Source organism: Erythrobacter sp. S57(2025) (assembly GCF_057365055.1).
This window is the reverse complement of sequence record NZ_CP200299.1, coordinates 460,615-473,294: the sequence shown is the minus strand read 5'-3', so window position 1 is coordinate 473,294 and position 12,680 is coordinate 460,615. Positions and strand designations below refer to the sequence as shown.

26 protein-coding genes are annotated in these 12,680 nt (G+C 56.8%); 15 read left to right on the top strand and 11 right to left on the bottom strand.

What is annotated here, in order from left to right; genetic code table 11:
• Positions 1 to 19: 19 nt before the first annotated feature.
• The 6 genes from AC0V6N_RS02210 to pspF form a co-directional block, all read right to left on the bottom strand.
• The gene (locus tag AC0V6N_RS02210) at positions 20 to 427 is read right to left on the bottom strand and encodes a hypothetical protein (RefSeq protein WP_486169959.1); all 408 of its coding nucleotides are present in this window, start codon (positions 425 to 427) and stop codon (positions 20 to 22) included.
• Entirely contained in the window at positions 417 to 665 is a 249-nt protein-coding gene (locus AC0V6N_RS02205) for a hypothetical protein (protein ID WP_486169958.1), read from the bottom strand. Before AC0V6N_RS02205 ends, AC0V6N_RS02210 begins: the two co-directional genes overlap by 11 nt.
• Before the next feature lie 84 nt (positions 666 to 749).
• The gene (locus AC0V6N_RS02200; RefSeq protein WP_486169957.1) at positions 750 to 1,103 is read right to left on the bottom strand and encodes a hypothetical protein; all 354 of its coding nucleotides are present in this window, start codon (positions 1,101 to 1,103) and stop codon (positions 750 to 752) included.
• A gap of 30 nt (positions 1,104 to 1,133) precedes the next feature.
• Complete coding sequence (locus AC0V6N_RS02195) at positions 1,134 to 1,442, bottom strand: hypothetical protein (protein ID WP_486169956.1); 309 nt, start codon at positions 1,440 to 1,442, stop codon at positions 1,134 to 1,136.
• A 65-nt stretch (positions 1,443 to 1,507) separates the two neighbouring features.
• A complete protein-coding gene (locus AC0V6N_RS02190) occupies positions 1,508 to 1,789 on the bottom strand; it encodes a hypothetical protein (protein WP_486169955.1) in 282 nt (93 codons plus the stop codon).
• 82 nt (positions 1,790 to 1,871) lie between these two features.
• The gene (gene pspF / locus AC0V6N_RS02185; RefSeq protein WP_486172409.1) at positions 1,872 to 2,942 is read right to left on the bottom strand and encodes a phage shock protein operon transcriptional activator; all 1,071 of its coding nucleotides are present in this window, start codon (positions 2,940 to 2,942) and stop codon (positions 1,872 to 1,874) included.
• Positions 2,943 to 3,130: 188 nt separating this feature from the next.
• Between pspF and AC0V6N_RS02180 the strand changes: the two genes are divergently transcribed.
• From AC0V6N_RS02180 to AC0V6N_RS02115, 14 genes are all read left to right on the top strand, one after another.
• Positions 3,131 to 3,298 carry a hypothetical protein gene (locus tag AC0V6N_RS02180; protein WP_486169954.1) on the top strand — a complete coding sequence of 56 codons (168 nt, stop codon included), beginning with the start codon at positions 3,131 to 3,133 and terminating at the stop codon, positions 3,296 to 3,298.
• Positions 3,299 to 3,438: 140 nt separating this feature from the next.
• On the top strand, positions 3,439 to 4,278 hold the full coding sequence (gene pspA / locus AC0V6N_RS02175; RefSeq protein ID WP_486172408.1) for a phage shock protein PspA: 840 nt from the start codon (positions 3,439 to 3,441) through the stop codon (positions 4,276 to 4,278).
• A 5-nt stretch (positions 4,279 to 4,283) separates the two neighbouring features.
• Entirely contained in the window at positions 4,284 to 4,589 is a 306-nt protein-coding gene (pspB, locus tag AC0V6N_RS02170) for an envelope stress response membrane protein PspB (RefSeq protein WP_486169953.1), read from the top strand.
• A complete protein-coding gene (pspC, locus tag AC0V6N_RS02165; protein WP_486169952.1) occupies positions 4,586 to 4,960 on the top strand; it encodes an envelope stress response membrane protein PspC in 375 nt (124 codons plus the stop codon). The genes pspB and pspC overlap by 4 nt, the downstream gene beginning before the upstream one ends.
• 25 nt (positions 4,961 to 4,985) lie before the next feature.
• A complete protein-coding gene (locus tag AC0V6N_RS02160) occupies positions 4,986 to 5,249 on the top strand; it encodes a hypothetical protein (protein ID WP_486169951.1) in 264 nt (87 codons plus the stop codon).
• A 30-nt stretch (positions 5,250 to 5,279) separates the two neighbouring features.
• Complete coding sequence (locus AC0V6N_RS02155; protein WP_486169950.1) at positions 5,280 to 5,540, top strand: hypothetical protein; 261 nt, start codon at positions 5,280 to 5,282, stop codon at positions 5,538 to 5,540.
• A 29-nt stretch (positions 5,541 to 5,569) separates the two neighbouring features.
• Positions 5,570 to 5,887 carry a hypothetical protein gene (locus AC0V6N_RS02150; protein WP_486169949.1) on the top strand — a complete coding sequence of 106 codons (318 nt, stop codon included), beginning with the start codon at positions 5,570 to 5,572 and terminating at the stop codon, positions 5,885 to 5,887.
• Complete coding sequence (locus tag AC0V6N_RS02145) at positions 5,887 to 6,234, top strand: hypothetical protein (RefSeq protein WP_486169948.1); 348 nt, start codon at positions 5,887 to 5,889, stop codon at positions 6,232 to 6,234. The genes AC0V6N_RS02150 and AC0V6N_RS02145 overlap by 1 nt, the downstream gene beginning before the upstream one ends.
• Complete coding sequence (locus AC0V6N_RS02140; protein WP_486169947.1) at positions 6,231 to 6,545, top strand: hypothetical protein; 315 nt, start codon at positions 6,231 to 6,233, stop codon at positions 6,543 to 6,545. Before AC0V6N_RS02145 ends, AC0V6N_RS02140 begins: the two co-directional genes overlap by 4 nt.
• Positions 6,542 to 6,907, top strand: coding sequence for a hypothetical protein (locus tag AC0V6N_RS02135; RefSeq protein ID WP_486169946.1), 366 nt, complete (start codon positions 6,542 to 6,544; stop codon positions 6,905 to 6,907). Before AC0V6N_RS02140 ends, AC0V6N_RS02135 begins: the two co-directional genes overlap by 4 nt.
• Positions 6,907 to 7,182 (top strand): hypothetical protein, encoded by a 276-nt coding sequence (locus AC0V6N_RS02130; protein WP_486169945.1) that lies wholly within the window; start codon positions 6,907 to 6,909, stop codon positions 7,180 to 7,182. The genes AC0V6N_RS02135 and AC0V6N_RS02130 overlap by 1 nt, the downstream gene beginning before the upstream one ends.
• A complete protein-coding gene (locus tag AC0V6N_RS02125; protein WP_486169944.1) occupies positions 7,182 to 7,523 on the top strand; it encodes a hypothetical protein in 342 nt (113 codons plus the stop codon). Before AC0V6N_RS02130 ends, AC0V6N_RS02125 begins: the two co-directional genes overlap by 1 nt.
• Positions 7,524 to 7,531: 8 nt before the next feature.
• Positions 7,532 to 7,786 (top strand): hypothetical protein, encoded by a 255-nt coding sequence (locus AC0V6N_RS02120; protein WP_486172407.1) that lies wholly within the window; start codon positions 7,532 to 7,534, stop codon positions 7,784 to 7,786.
• 80 nt (positions 7,787 to 7,866) lie between these two features.
• Positions 7,867 to 8,274 carry a SufE family protein gene (locus AC0V6N_RS02115; protein ID WP_486172406.1) on the top strand — a complete coding sequence of 136 codons (408 nt, stop codon included), beginning with the start codon at positions 7,867 to 7,869 and terminating at the stop codon, positions 8,272 to 8,274.
• A gap of 221 nt (positions 8,275 to 8,495) precedes the next feature.
• Here the strand turns inward: AC0V6N_RS02115 and AC0V6N_RS02110 are convergent, their stop codons facing one another.
• The 5 genes from AC0V6N_RS02110 to AC0V6N_RS02090 all read right to left on the bottom strand — a co-directional run bounded on the left by AC0V6N_RS02110 (position 8,496) and on the right by AC0V6N_RS02090 (position 11,096).
• On the bottom strand, positions 8,496 to 8,927 hold the full coding sequence (locus tag AC0V6N_RS02110) for a hypothetical protein (protein WP_486169943.1): 432 nt from the start codon (positions 8,925 to 8,927) through the stop codon (positions 8,496 to 8,498).
• A 15-nt stretch (positions 8,928 to 8,942) separates the two neighbouring features.
• Entirely contained in the window at positions 8,943 to 9,293 is a 351-nt protein-coding gene (locus tag AC0V6N_RS02105) for a hypothetical protein (protein WP_486169942.1), read from the bottom strand.
• 18 nt (positions 9,294 to 9,311) lie between these two features.
• Entirely contained in the window at positions 9,312 to 9,812 is a 501-nt protein-coding gene (locus AC0V6N_RS02100; RefSeq protein ID WP_486169941.1) for a sterol desaturase family protein, read from the bottom strand.
• Complete coding sequence (locus AC0V6N_RS02095; protein WP_486169940.1) at positions 9,809 to 10,606, bottom strand: fatty acid desaturase; 798 nt, start codon at positions 10,604 to 10,606, stop codon at positions 9,809 to 9,811. Before AC0V6N_RS02095 ends, AC0V6N_RS02100 begins: the two co-directional genes overlap by 4 nt.
• Positions 10,607 to 10,694: 88 nt before the next feature.
• On the bottom strand, positions 10,695 to 11,096 hold the full coding sequence (locus AC0V6N_RS02090; protein ID WP_486169939.1) for an acyl-CoA thioesterase: 402 nt from the start codon (positions 11,094 to 11,096) through the stop codon (positions 10,695 to 10,697).
• A 124-nt stretch (positions 11,097 to 11,220) separates the two neighbouring features.
• Between AC0V6N_RS02090 and leuC the strand changes: the two genes are divergently transcribed.
• Positions 11,221 to 12,651 (top strand): 3-isopropylmalate dehydratase large subunit, encoded by a 1,431-nt coding sequence (gene leuC, locus AC0V6N_RS02085; protein WP_486169938.1) that lies wholly within the window; start codon positions 11,221 to 11,223, stop codon positions 12,649 to 12,651.
• Positions 12,652 to 12,680: the final 29 nt, after the last annotated feature.

Here is a 12,680-nt window from a genome sequence, read left to right as displayed (position 1 = left end):
CCCTTAGGCAAAGTGGCAATTACCAGGCCTTGTCTTCCTGCCCCAAAGCCCAGTCGCGCGCCGTCATGGCCATGTCTTCCAATTCGCGATCGGCAAATTGTTCTTGATAACGCCGGATGCCAAAGACGAATGCATCGCTGACGGGGATATCAAACTCAACTGCATTCAGCCCGTTTTCCTTCCTCGCGACAGTCACGAAGTGATCGATTGGACCGCAGCGCAGATAGCCTTGCCCACCCACATTAAGCGGATCTTCGATCGCTATCAGCACGCCGGTGCGTGAAAGGCTGGTTACAATGCAAGTGTGATTGGCGTGAACGGCGATCAACTTCCCCGGCAGGCTCAAAGCCATTCTTGGGGCCGTGCGGCGATTGGTCTGCAGTTCGTCTTTGGAAGCTTGAGGGAGCGCTTCCAGCTTACTGCGCATCGTCACTCCAGCCGGAATTGTCATCTTCGGACTGGTAGTCAGAGAAAGGATCCTCACCATAATCCGCGCTGGCTGGGCGAGATGAACGACCATTATTGGACGCCTCGATACGTTGAAATTCTTCGTCCATCGCCTGATCGACCGCATAGCTGCCCACGCTAACAAGGCCCACGCATCCAACCATCGTTAGCAGCACCAGAGCGCCGCAACCCATCAGCAGTGTTTTGACAATTTCCACGTCGTGCGTCCCTTTGTAACTGCACCGGTCAAAATCGGCGAAGTTACAGGTGTTTACCAGCAAGGTGTAAACAGAGCGTTGAGCCTATGATCCCCAGCCAGAATTGCGGCGAGCCTGCGTGGCTCTTAGGTCGTCCAATGCTTCATCGCGGCGGCGATCAGCGTCGGTCTTTTCAGCCACGGGGGCAGAATTGCCCCACCCATCTTTTCGCAAATTGCGCTCGCTTTCGAGGTCGATCTTGCGTTGCTCAGCATCAGCACGGCGTTCTGCCGCTTGCGCACGGGCTTCTGCCGCTTTGGGTGAATTGGCGCTGAGGTGCATTGAATAGGTCAACGCGCTCGCTCCGAACCCCAAGAGTATGACGAGCCCAAACCACATAAGCGCGCCGAAGCGCAACAGATTGGCCATCGCGCCGAAAATATCTTGAACTGCCCTCATGCTGCCCTCCTATTGCTCGCCAACACGCCTTTAGCGCTGACCCCAGCCCCGGCTGTCATCTTCAGGATTGCCCCAACCATCATCGGCCATTTCTACCGCGTGCGCGGCCTCATCAGCTTCAGGTGAGCCTGATGTATCCGCCAATTTGCGTGCCGATGCGGTCACGGGTTCGCTGGGTGCCAGCCAATATGTGACAGTGGTGATAAGCCCTGCGGAAAGCAGACCGCCAATCGCAATCACAAGCCAAACGGAATCCGCAAGGTCGAGCCCCCGGTTGATGCCTTCCCAAGCCTGCCCAAAGGGCGAAGTCTTGCTCTGTCTGTATCCACGCCTAGTCATGATGCGCTATTTAACGACTGTCAGTAAACAATCGGTTGAGTTCGGTGAGGCTGCACCAAGGGGCGCTAATCTCCCCAGCCATTGCTTACACCGCCATTGTCGCTCCATTTGTCTCGCGTGGCGCGCGAAGAGCTGTTTTGCCGGAGCCGCGACTTTTCCGCCTCGCTCAATTCTTCTTTCTCGCTCTGGGCGGTCTGGTGCGAAGAATTGCGCTCATGATCGATCTGGTATGAGAGGTAGCTCGTCCCAAAGAAGAAAAGCCCCATCAAAGCAATCATACCCCAGATAAACAAACCGAATATCAGTTTGAGAGGGCTAGCAAAAATGGACTGACTGTTGTTCGACATTTCGTGGACATCCCGGCCTAAGGGTACGAGATTGCTATTAGCATCAGTGTCTTAAGCTAAAGTTGCAGGTGCTGCGAAACGGTCACTCCGCTTCTTCCATCAGGCCGTGTTTTTTGATCGCGTGGCGCAGTTGATCGTAGCTCAGGCCGAGCGCTTTGGCGGTCTGGCGCTGGTTCCAGCGATGTTTGCCCAAAGCGTGTTCGACGATAGCGCGTTCATGCGCATCCACAGCAGATCGCAGATCATCGACCGCTTCAAAATCAACGCCAGGTGGCACAACGGCATTGGGCTGAACCCCGCCCGCTGGCGCATGACCTGCTGACGAAGAGGCCGCAGGCGCACCTGTTTCGGACCGCCTGTGCGAGGGCGCAGCTGGTTTCCAGGGGCTGTCAAAGGGGTCAAACTGCACATGAGCAATCGGTGCCTCGGGATCATCCCAGCGATAGACCGCACGCTCGACCACATTGCGCAATTCGCGGACATTGCCCGGCCAGCCATATTTGTCGAGCTGGCCCATCACATGATCTGCAAAGCCGGGCCAAGCATGCCATTCCAGCTCCGCTGCCATGCGCCGCGCGAAATATTCAGCCAACACACCAACATCGCCTTCGCGCACTCGCAAGGGCGGCAGAGTGATAACTTCGAAACTCAGCCGGTCGAGCAGGTCAGCGCGAAACTCACCGCTTTTGGCTAATGCAGGCAGGTCATCATTTGTCGCGGCCACAATCCGCACATCCACACGAACCGGGCGGGAGGAACCAATGCGCGTTACTTCGCCATATTCGACGGCTCTCAGCAGCCGTTCTTGCGCGCCCATCGACAGCGTGCCCAATTCGTCGAGGAATAACGTGCCCTTGTCGGCTTCTTCAAACCTACCTGCGCGCGCTTTGGTAGCACCCGTGAACGCGCCCGCCTCGTGACCGAACAATTCGGCCTCGATCAGGGTTTCGGGCAGAGCGGCGCAGTTCATTGTGACAAGCGGCTCTCCCCAGCGGCTGGATAGGCGGTGAAGACGCTCGGCGATCAGTTCCTTGCCGGTCCCACGCTCACCGATGATGAGGACGGGACGACTCATCGGGGCGGCTCTGGATGCCCGTTCGACCGCATCCAGAAAGGCGCCGGATTGGCCGATAAATTGGTTTTCGCGCTCCAGCCTTCCCTCCTATATCGCGGCTACACCCAACCTATAGTGAAATTTCCCAATGTTTGGCAATAGAAACCATTGGACTCATTTGTGGGTAACGCGGAAATGGCGGAATTCTGCGGTTTTTCGAGTTTGGCACGCCGGTTGCAAAACTGGATACAACAACTTGCAACTGACGAATTCTCGAAAGGCCCATCATGTACAACCGCACTTTCTTCGGCACCAAACTAGGCCAAGCCTCTCTCGCCAGCATCGCTGCAATGACTGCGATGATCGCGCTTTCCAGCCAAGTCACTTTGGCAACTCAGGATGCCAATATTGCCCAACCACAAGGCGGCAATACCTTCCTGGTTGAGCTTGCCTGAGACCGGCCTTGACCAAGCCTAACGATCTTCCCCTCGGGCCGGAGCGTGCTGCTCCCGCTGCGACAACCCCAACAGCTGACGCGCTTTCCCCGGAGCGTTCAGCCAAGGCGAGCAGCACTCCGGCCCACCCCTCTAAGAGTGTGCTTTCGCGCCTCGATGCAGAGATTGAAGCTTTGCGGACCAGTCCGATCCCAACTCAACAGGCGACCAGCCAGGCCTTGACGCCAGCCGATTGGACTGATCCAGATAAGGTCAACGCCAAGATAAACGAATTTATGTCAGGAGCACCCTTCATGGGCATTTTTAGCCGCACGCGTGACATCATCGCTGCCAACTTCAACGACCTGCTCGACAATGCCGATGATCCTTCAAAGATGATCCGCATGATCATCCTCGAAATGGAGGAAACGCTGGTTGAAGTTCGCGCGAGCGCGGCACGCACTATCGCTGATCAAAAAGAAATGCATCGCCACGTTGTAAAGCTCGACCGGCTTGAGGCGGACTGGGCAGAAAAAGCGCAGCTGGCGCTTTCGAAAGATCGCGAAGATCTGGCGCGTGCGGCGCTGGTTGAAAAGAAGAAGGCAAGCGGAATGGGCGAGCAATTGCGCGCTGAGATTTCGGTGCTGGATGATGCTCTTCGCGCTTACGAAGTGGACATTCAAAAACTTCAGAGCCGCCTGCGTGAAGCGCGCAGCCGCCAGTCGCAGATCGCAGCGCGCCTCGAAAGCGCTGAGAACCGCGTCAAATTGCGCACGCTGATGACGACCGAGCGCACCGATGAAGCGCTCGCCAAGTTCGACCAGCTCGAACGCCGGGTGGATTACGCCGAAGGCCGCGCTGATGCGATTTCAATTGGCGGCGACGGCCCACCATCGCTTTCAGAAGAGATTGCCGCGCTCGAAGGGGCAGATGCGATCGATGATGAGCTTGCAGAAATGAAAAAGGCGCTCGGCAAAGACAGCGCTGGTAAGAAGGATTAAGACCGATGTTCCCCTCAGAAATCGTAATTGTTCCCATCGTTCTCATCGGCCTGCCGTGGTTGATCCTGCACTATGTAACCAAGTGGAAGACAGCCGCGACGATCACCTCTGACGATGAAGTGCTGCTGGAAGAGCTTTATAACCTCGCCAAGCGCCTTGATGAACGGATGGACACAGTTGAGCGTTTGGTCGCGACCGATGACCCCGCATTCAACCCTGTAAAGCGCCTTCAGGCGGATCAGGAAACCGACAACCAGCAACTGCGTGAGCTTGAACAATTGCTCGCCGAGAAAAAAGGAGCCAAGCAATGAATAGCCCGCGCACAACCCTTTACCGCGATCCCGCTAATGCCAAACTTATGGGCGTCTGCTCTGGCATTGCTGAATATACCGGCGTCAACACGTTCTGGCTGCGCCTTGGCATGGTGGTTCTCACCGTCGCATTTGGCTGGCCGCTGCTCGCCTATTTCATCGCCGGTTTCGTGCTGAATAAAAAGCCCGAGCACCTTTATGTGGACCGCCAGGAACAGCAATATTGGCAGGGCGTGCGCCAAAGTCCGAAGCGCACCACCCGCGAAATCCGCGCCCGCTTCCGCGATATCGACCGGCGGCTGGCGGATGTGGAGACCTATTATGTCAGCAACAATCCGCGCCTGACCGCAGAGATCGAAGAGCTGCGCTGAGCTGCGAGCAGAGGGGACCAATACCATGCCGATAGAAGAAATGATCCTCAACATTCTGGTGATGGTTGCAGTCCTCACCGGTGTGCTGGGCCTGACCAGTATGTTTCTGAGCCATCGCCGACACATGGCCAGCATCAAGCATGAAAAAACCGGCAACGAGGCCATCGCTCGTGAGAATAACGAGCTGCATGAAACCGTCAGCCTTATGCAGGATCGGATCGTCGTCCTCGAACAGATCGCTACCGATCCAGCGAAGCGCACCGCGCTCGAAATCGAACAGCTGCGCTGAGCCGCCAACCCAGTGTGAAGGACCAAGAGCATGGAAACAGGAATTATGCTGGGGCTGATGTTTGCAGGCGTAGGCGTTCCGGCAGCTATCTATGGCATGTGGGACAGCTGGCTCAGGCATAAAGAACGAGCCATCGAGTTCACTCATAGCCGCCAGGTTGAGCGGCTCACTGACGAAAAGGCTCAGATGCAAGAACGCATGGAAATGATGGAGGACCGTCTCGCTGTGCTTGAAACAATCGCCACCGATCCGGCTCGCCGGACGGCCAAAGAAATCGAAGACCTGCGCTAAGCGCATTCGACAATATCAAGGGGTATTAAATGTTAGACGCAGGAACACTGGCACTCATGATCCCGATTATCGGGGTCAGCATCCCAGTTGTCGCGATCTGGGCCAAACATCAGCAGAAGATGGCCGAAATCAAGATGGACACTACCGCAGATGCGACCGCTGAAAAGGCTGCGCAATATGCCGCCAACATGAAAGCGCTCGAAGACCGCGTCCAAGTGCTCGAGCGCATTGTCACCGACCGCGGTTATGACATCGCGACCCAGATCGAAGCCTTGCGCGACATCAAAGAGGTCGAAGAGCAAACCAGCGGCGTGCCTCTCAACATCGAGAAGAAGGAACAAGTATAATGGATTGGGGTGGGCCCTCTTTCGTCATCGCTATCATCGCCGTGTCGTATGGCGCGTGGATCATCAACAATTGGATCCGCGCCAAGCATGGATACGAGCTTGAAGATGAGTGGGGCGGAAAGTCAGCAAAGAAGGAAGATACTCAGGAAACCAAGCGCCTAAAGGCCGAGAACCGCGAACTTCACGAGAAGCTCGACCAAGTTCAAGACCGCATGGTGGTGCTGGAAAAGATCGTGACTGATCGCGGATACTCGCTTTCAGAAGAGATCGAAGCTTTGCGTGATGTGCCCTCGTCCAAATCGGATAGCGGCGTGCCTCTAAACATCGGAAAACAGGAAAAGGCATGATGGGCGATTTCTTCGAATTCTTGCTTTTTGCCGTGCCGATTGGCGGCGCCGCGATTTACGGCGTCTATGCTGTGAACCGGCGGATCACGGGCCTGCGTGTTGAACTGGCTGAACAGCGCGGTTCCAACCGCACCGCGCAGATCGCGACCGAAAAGTCGGAATTGGAAGAACGCGTTCGAGTGCTGGAGCGGATTGTCACAGACAAAGGCTATTCGCTCTCTGAAGAAATCGAAGGCCTGCGCAATAGCCCAGTTGCAGTCGCCAATAACGGCACCCCCCTCAATATTCGCCAAAAGGAAACCCAATCATGAGCGTCGATGCCGCAGCCATTATCGTCCCTAACTTGCCGTGGATTATTGGTGGTGCCTTGGCCCTGGGTGCGATGAGTGTTGGTGGGTGGATCCACACCACTCGTCTTCGGATCAAGCATGGCTACCCACTCGAAGGGGCATGGGGCCAGACCATTAAACCATCGACGGACAACGAAGCCAAACAACGCGTCGCGCTTCTAACGCAAGAGAATGCGGAGCTGCGTGCTGAGCTGGGCTCGGTCAAGGATCGCCTCGCCAATGTAGAGCGGATTGTGACCGATGGCGGCTTCACGCTGACCAGCGAAATCGATGCGCTGCGTGACCGCGCGCTGGAACATCGCACGGATAAAGGAAACGCCTGATGTTCGGAGCAGACACCGCGCTTGTCTTTGACGCTTTGCAAATGGTCGGCGTTGCCGTGCTGGCGACTGGCGCGACCGTCTATCTGGTGATGCGTCGCCGCAAGCACGACCGCAACCGCGCGGCTATCGAGCGGGCCTCCACCGCAAGCCTCGAAGAGCGTGTGCAAGTGCTGGAACGCATCGCAACCGACCGGTCGATTGACCTTGCCGAAGAAATCGAGGCGCTGCGCGAGCCCTCCACCCCGACACATGCCAAACTGAGAGGGCAGAATTAATGTTTGACTGGTCCATCGTTGCCATTGTCGCGATTGTAATTTGGGGCGTGGTGAACATTGCCAAAGCGCGCGCCGGAATCATTTCCGACGAAGACGGCAACGAGACATTTGTTGGCCGCGAAGAACCGCAATCGCGCGCAGAACTGGAAGAGACGCGCCGCGAAATCGAGCAATTGCGTGAACGACTGCACGTTCTGGAACGCATCGCGACCGATGCAAACAATCCCGATGCGCGTGAACGTGCGCGCATCGCCTCTGAAATCGAAGCTTTGCGTGCGCCTCACGAACCCGCACTCAAACCACGGATCCCATCGCCTCAATTGGAACCCAAGGGGGAGTAAGCCAAATGATGATGTCACCTACCCTCGTCGTTGCAGTCACCTGCTTTTTTGGAATGTGCGTAGTCGCCTTTGTGGGCCTGCGCGCGTGGCAAGGCTGGCTTGAGCTAAAGCGTCAAGAGATCGAGCGCGTTGGCCATCATCAGGCAGGTCCCGCGCAAGAGATCGAAGGCGGCGCTGGCGTCGGAGCGGCACGTATTGAACTCGCCGACATGAAAGAGCGGATCAAAAAGCTGGAAGCGATTGCCAGCGGAGTTGAGTTGTAAGGCGCGCTTTTCGCGCACAAGCCTGGTCGCCCGCTCCACTGCGTCTAGGCAAACGTGAGCGCGGCCACTACATGGCCCGCATGCGAACTCTCGAAGACATTTTAGAAGAATATGAATTCCTCGAAGGCGATGAACGCTATTCGCTTTTGATTGAGCTCGGCCGAGAGCTGGAGGATATGCCCGGAGCGCTGAAGACCGATGCGACACTGGTGCGGGGATGTTCTGCCGCCGTGTGGGTCTACCCGACCGAGCAAACAGAGAGCTTGCACTTCCTGGCCGACAGCAACGCCGCGATTACCAAAGGGATTGTCGCACTGGTTATCGCCGCTGTGCAGGACAAGCCCGCTGGCGAAGTCGCAAATATGGATGTGATGGGCGCGCTCGCCCCGTTTGATCTCAAAAATCAGCTTTCCAGCAATCGCACGCAGGGCGTGCCCAATATGATCGCTTTGGTGAAAGAGCACGCGGCGCGGCTGGCAGCGGCATAGCCCCTTTCGCTTGGCCCATCATGCTTGGGCGCTGAGCGTTTTCCTACTTGCAATGCAGACCGTATGTTGAGGGTTTGTCCTCCTCACAGTGGTGGTGCGCGCGCTTGCGATACAGCTGGAAATTGGAAGGTTACAGTTACGCAGAGCAGATTGCGCCAAGAAGGCCGGTTTTCTGCGGGTTTGCGGGCATTCTGGATTTTTTCAAAGCGTACACTTGCGTGTCACACAGCCTCGTTCTGGACAGCCTCGTTCTGCACGGTGGCCTCTTCTACGCACACATCTTCGGAAACGGCGCGCATATTGCGGACCATCTCAAAGGTTCCGCGCCAATGGCCGATGCTCCATTCGCCCGTGATCATTTCGCCGTCTTCGCTGAGCGCGCCGTGATAGAGCACGGTTTCACGGTACTCCTCGCCCGCTTGCACATAGTCCTTGGCAAAGTGAACTGCGCCGCCAATGCGTTGACCCAGAATGACGGCATGAGCAGTGGTGCCACTGTCGAACTCATGTGGTTCGATCACGGTGCCCTCGATGACACCAGCACGATCGGTGATGGTCGCAAGGAAGGGCGTGATTGGCCCGGCTTCTGGCACGTCGGGATAGGCAAAAGTGCCATCCCAAGTACCGCTCAGATTTCGCTGTCCCCCCGACACGCCGCAGCAACTGGGCTATTCGGGCCGGGACATAGAGAACGTCCCGCTGTCATCGGGCAATGCCCAAGTGCCAGAGATCGTCACGCCATCCGCAGACAGCTCTCCGGTGTACACAACCGCGCGGCTATAGTCTGTTCCGGCTTCGGCGTAGCGTTTGGTGAAGCGCAGAATGCGACCGTTGAACTCGCCCGCAATCTCAGCCTTGATCGGCTGGCCAGAGATGTGATGATCTTCGATGATAAGGCCGCTAAGCGCGCCGTCGGTCACGCCAATGCGAGCCTTGAACGGGGTTTCGCCAATCTCCGCACTCGCGGAATAGCCGTATTGGCCCTGCCACAAACCCTTGATGTCTGGTGCGTCGTCCACGCCTCGGTAAGCCTGCGACTAGACCGAGGCGCTGTCGCGCAGTTGAGCGGTGCCCGCCTCGCGCTGCTCGCGCAGTTCTGCTTTGAGCTTGGCCGGATCACGCGCGAACACAAAGCCAAAGCTGACCCCGCCTTCCTTGCCGATGGTTGCATGGTGCAGCTTGTGCGCTTGCACCAGACGTTTGGCATAGCCGCCTTTGGGCACGTAGCGGAAGAAGCGTTGGTGCACGAGGCCATCATGGATCACGGCATAGACCACGCCATACAGGTTCACGCCAAGCGCAGCCCACCACAGCCATTCCCAATAGAGCGAACCGAAGATGTACATGGTCGCATTGATCGTACCAAAAACGACAGCGAACAGGTCGTTCTTCTCAAAGGTGTTGTCATGGGGTTCGTGATGGTCCTGGTGCCATCCCCAGCCCCAGCCATGCATGATGTACTTATGCGCGTACCAGGCGAACAGCTCCATCCCGATAAGAGCAGCCAGGGTAACAGCGATGCATTCGGCCCACGTCATACAGCAGGCACCTCCTTCTCGCTCGACTCCTGTCCCCTGAAGTCTGATCCAATACCAGCCGACTTTGCTCCCGGTAATGCCCACCATGGCACGTCTGGGCGGCGGTGATGTTCCAAGTGATAGCCGAAATGGAAGCACGTTGCGAGGCTTACAAACGAGCTGAAGGTCTCGCTACGCGCGTTGTTGCTATCTACGAAGGGTTTGTCGTCGGCGTGGTGATGCGGGCGATACGTGCCAAAGTAGAACAGCTGCAACGAGGACAGCAGTGCGGGCGCACCGTAAAGCAAGACGATTTGCATCATCGGTATGTCCAGAATCAACCAATACACACCCACGACCGCATGCACGAACAACAGGGATTGCCAGCCGAAATAGCGTTTGAAGAACGTCCAATACCACTTGACGAAATGCGAAGGGTTGTGCTCGTCAAAGTCAGGATCACCGGCATGCCCGGCAAGGCGATGATGCGTGTGATGGGCATCGCGCAATCGTTTCCATTCGAACCCTGCGTAAAGAAAGAGCAGCACCGCCGCGATGCCAGCGCTCAATCGTTTGTTCGATGGTGTGAGAGTGCCGTGCATGGCATCATGGCACAGGATGAAGACGCCGACCGAAAGCCAGCATTGTACCGCCGCCATCAGCAAAGCGTAGGGAAGCGTCGCCCAGCTCAGCTCAAACACAAACATCGCAAAGGCGTGGATACCAAGCCAACCGCCTGCAATCGCCGCAGTCAGCGCCAAACCGATGCGGGTCTGAGTCTTGGCATCAGGCAGTGTAAAGTCGCTGCGTGTCATAGTGTTAGATACGCTTTGGAAGAGCATTCGGGTGCGTATAGGTCAGACTGTGGCGCTCGCATAGAGGCAAGCATGGTTGCTGGCGTGCTTACTCGCCATCGGGGAAGAAGAATTCGCGCAAATGCTCACCAATGCGGGCAGGTCGCAGCGTCTTTGCATCAATGCAGCACCAGCTCGATTGCACCTCTGCCAGCACGTCCTCGCCGCGCCGGATTACGGTTCTGTAGAAAGCGCGCGCGCCGTTATATCGTTCAAGCACAGTCTGCGCGATCACGTCGTCTTCCAGAAAGGCGGGTTTGCGATAGGTAATCTCATGCTTGAGCGCGACCCACGCCTTTTCCGCCACATCCTCAGCTGGCGCAATCTTGTTCCAATGCGCAAGCACGGCATCCTGCACCCAATTGAGGTAACGAGCATTGTTCACATGCCCCATGAAATCGATGTCTTCGGGGGCGACAGTGATCGGGAAACTGAACGGCGTTGCTGACATGAGTGTAAGTTAGAGGATAATCTCTTTCAAATCTATAACCAATCAGACCAATTTCGTCCTATAGCTTGCCAGCCGCCCCCAGCCCCAGCTAATCGCATCACAAAGACGCAAACGAGTATTCAAAATGGCCAGCCGCCCCCGCACGCTTTACGACAAAATCTGGGACGATCATGTCGTCGAAACCCGCGATGATGGCACTGCGATCATCTACATCGATAGGCACCTTGTGCATGAAGTGACCAGTCCGCAAGCGTTTGAGGCTTTGCGAATTGCTGGCCGCAAAGTGCGCCGCCCTGAGCTAACATTGGCGGTACCTGACCACAATTTGCCCACAACCGCGCGGCGCGATGCGACAGGAGCCAAGGTTCCAATCGAAGATCCGCAAAGTGCAGCGCAATTGGCCGCGCTGGAACGCAATGCTCCCGAATTCGGCATTCGATATATCGGCGATGCTGATGCCGAGCAGGGGATTGTGCATGTTGTCGGCCCCGAACAAGGCTTCTCCTTGCCTGGCACCACGATCGTATGCGGGGATTCGCACACGGCGAGCCACGGGGGATTAGGTGCGCTTGCATTCGGTATTGGCACCAGCGAAGTCGAACATGTGCTCGCCACGCAAACGCTGCTGCTCCAACGCTCGAAGAGTATGGAGATCAGGGTCGAGGGAGAGCTTGGCCCCGGCATCACTGCGAAAGACGTAATTCTCCACATTATCGGGGTAATCGGCGCTGCCGGTGGCTCAGGCCATGTGATCGAGTATCGCGGCGCGGTATTCGAGGCGATGAGTATCGAAGAACGCCTTACGGTTAGCAATATGAGTATCGAGGCAGGCGCGCGCGCTGGACTTATTGCGCCCGATGAAACCACATTCGACTACCTCAAGGGCCGTCCTATGGCACCCAAGGGAGCGGCTTGGGACGCGGCAATCGCTTATTGGAAAACGCTGCACAGTGATACAGGTGCCCAATTCGACAAGTCAGTTACTATCGACGCTGCTGACATCGAACCGACAGTCACGTGGGGAACCAGCCCTGAAGACGTAGTGCCAATCAGCGGCGCTGTGCCTGCACCGTCAAGTTTTGCTGATGAGAGCAAGCAAGCCGCAGCCGCCAAGAGCTTAGACTATATGGGCCTGGCCGCTGGAACTGCGATGAATGCTGTGCCGATAGAAAACGTTTTTATCGGTTCTTGCACCAATAGCCGGATCGAGGATCTGCGTTCGGCAGCCAAGGTGCTCAAAGGCCGTAAAAAAGCGGACAATGTGCGCTGGGCGATTGTAGTGCCTGGTTCAGGCTTGGTGAAGCGTCAGGCAGAAGAAGAGGGCCTTGACCGTATCTTCACTGAGGCAGGCTTTGAATGGCGCGAACCGGGTTGCTCGGCCTGTCTTGGCATGAACCCCGACAAAGTACCTTCAGGAGAGCGCTGCGCATCGACAAGCAATCGCAATTTCGTTGGGCGACAAGGCCCGGGTGCCCGCACTCACCTCCTCTCGCCTGCCATGGCAGCGGCAGCGGCAGTCAAAGGACGACTAACTGACGTGCGTGAGCTTATTTGAGGCAAAACTCATCTACCCTTACTTGCATC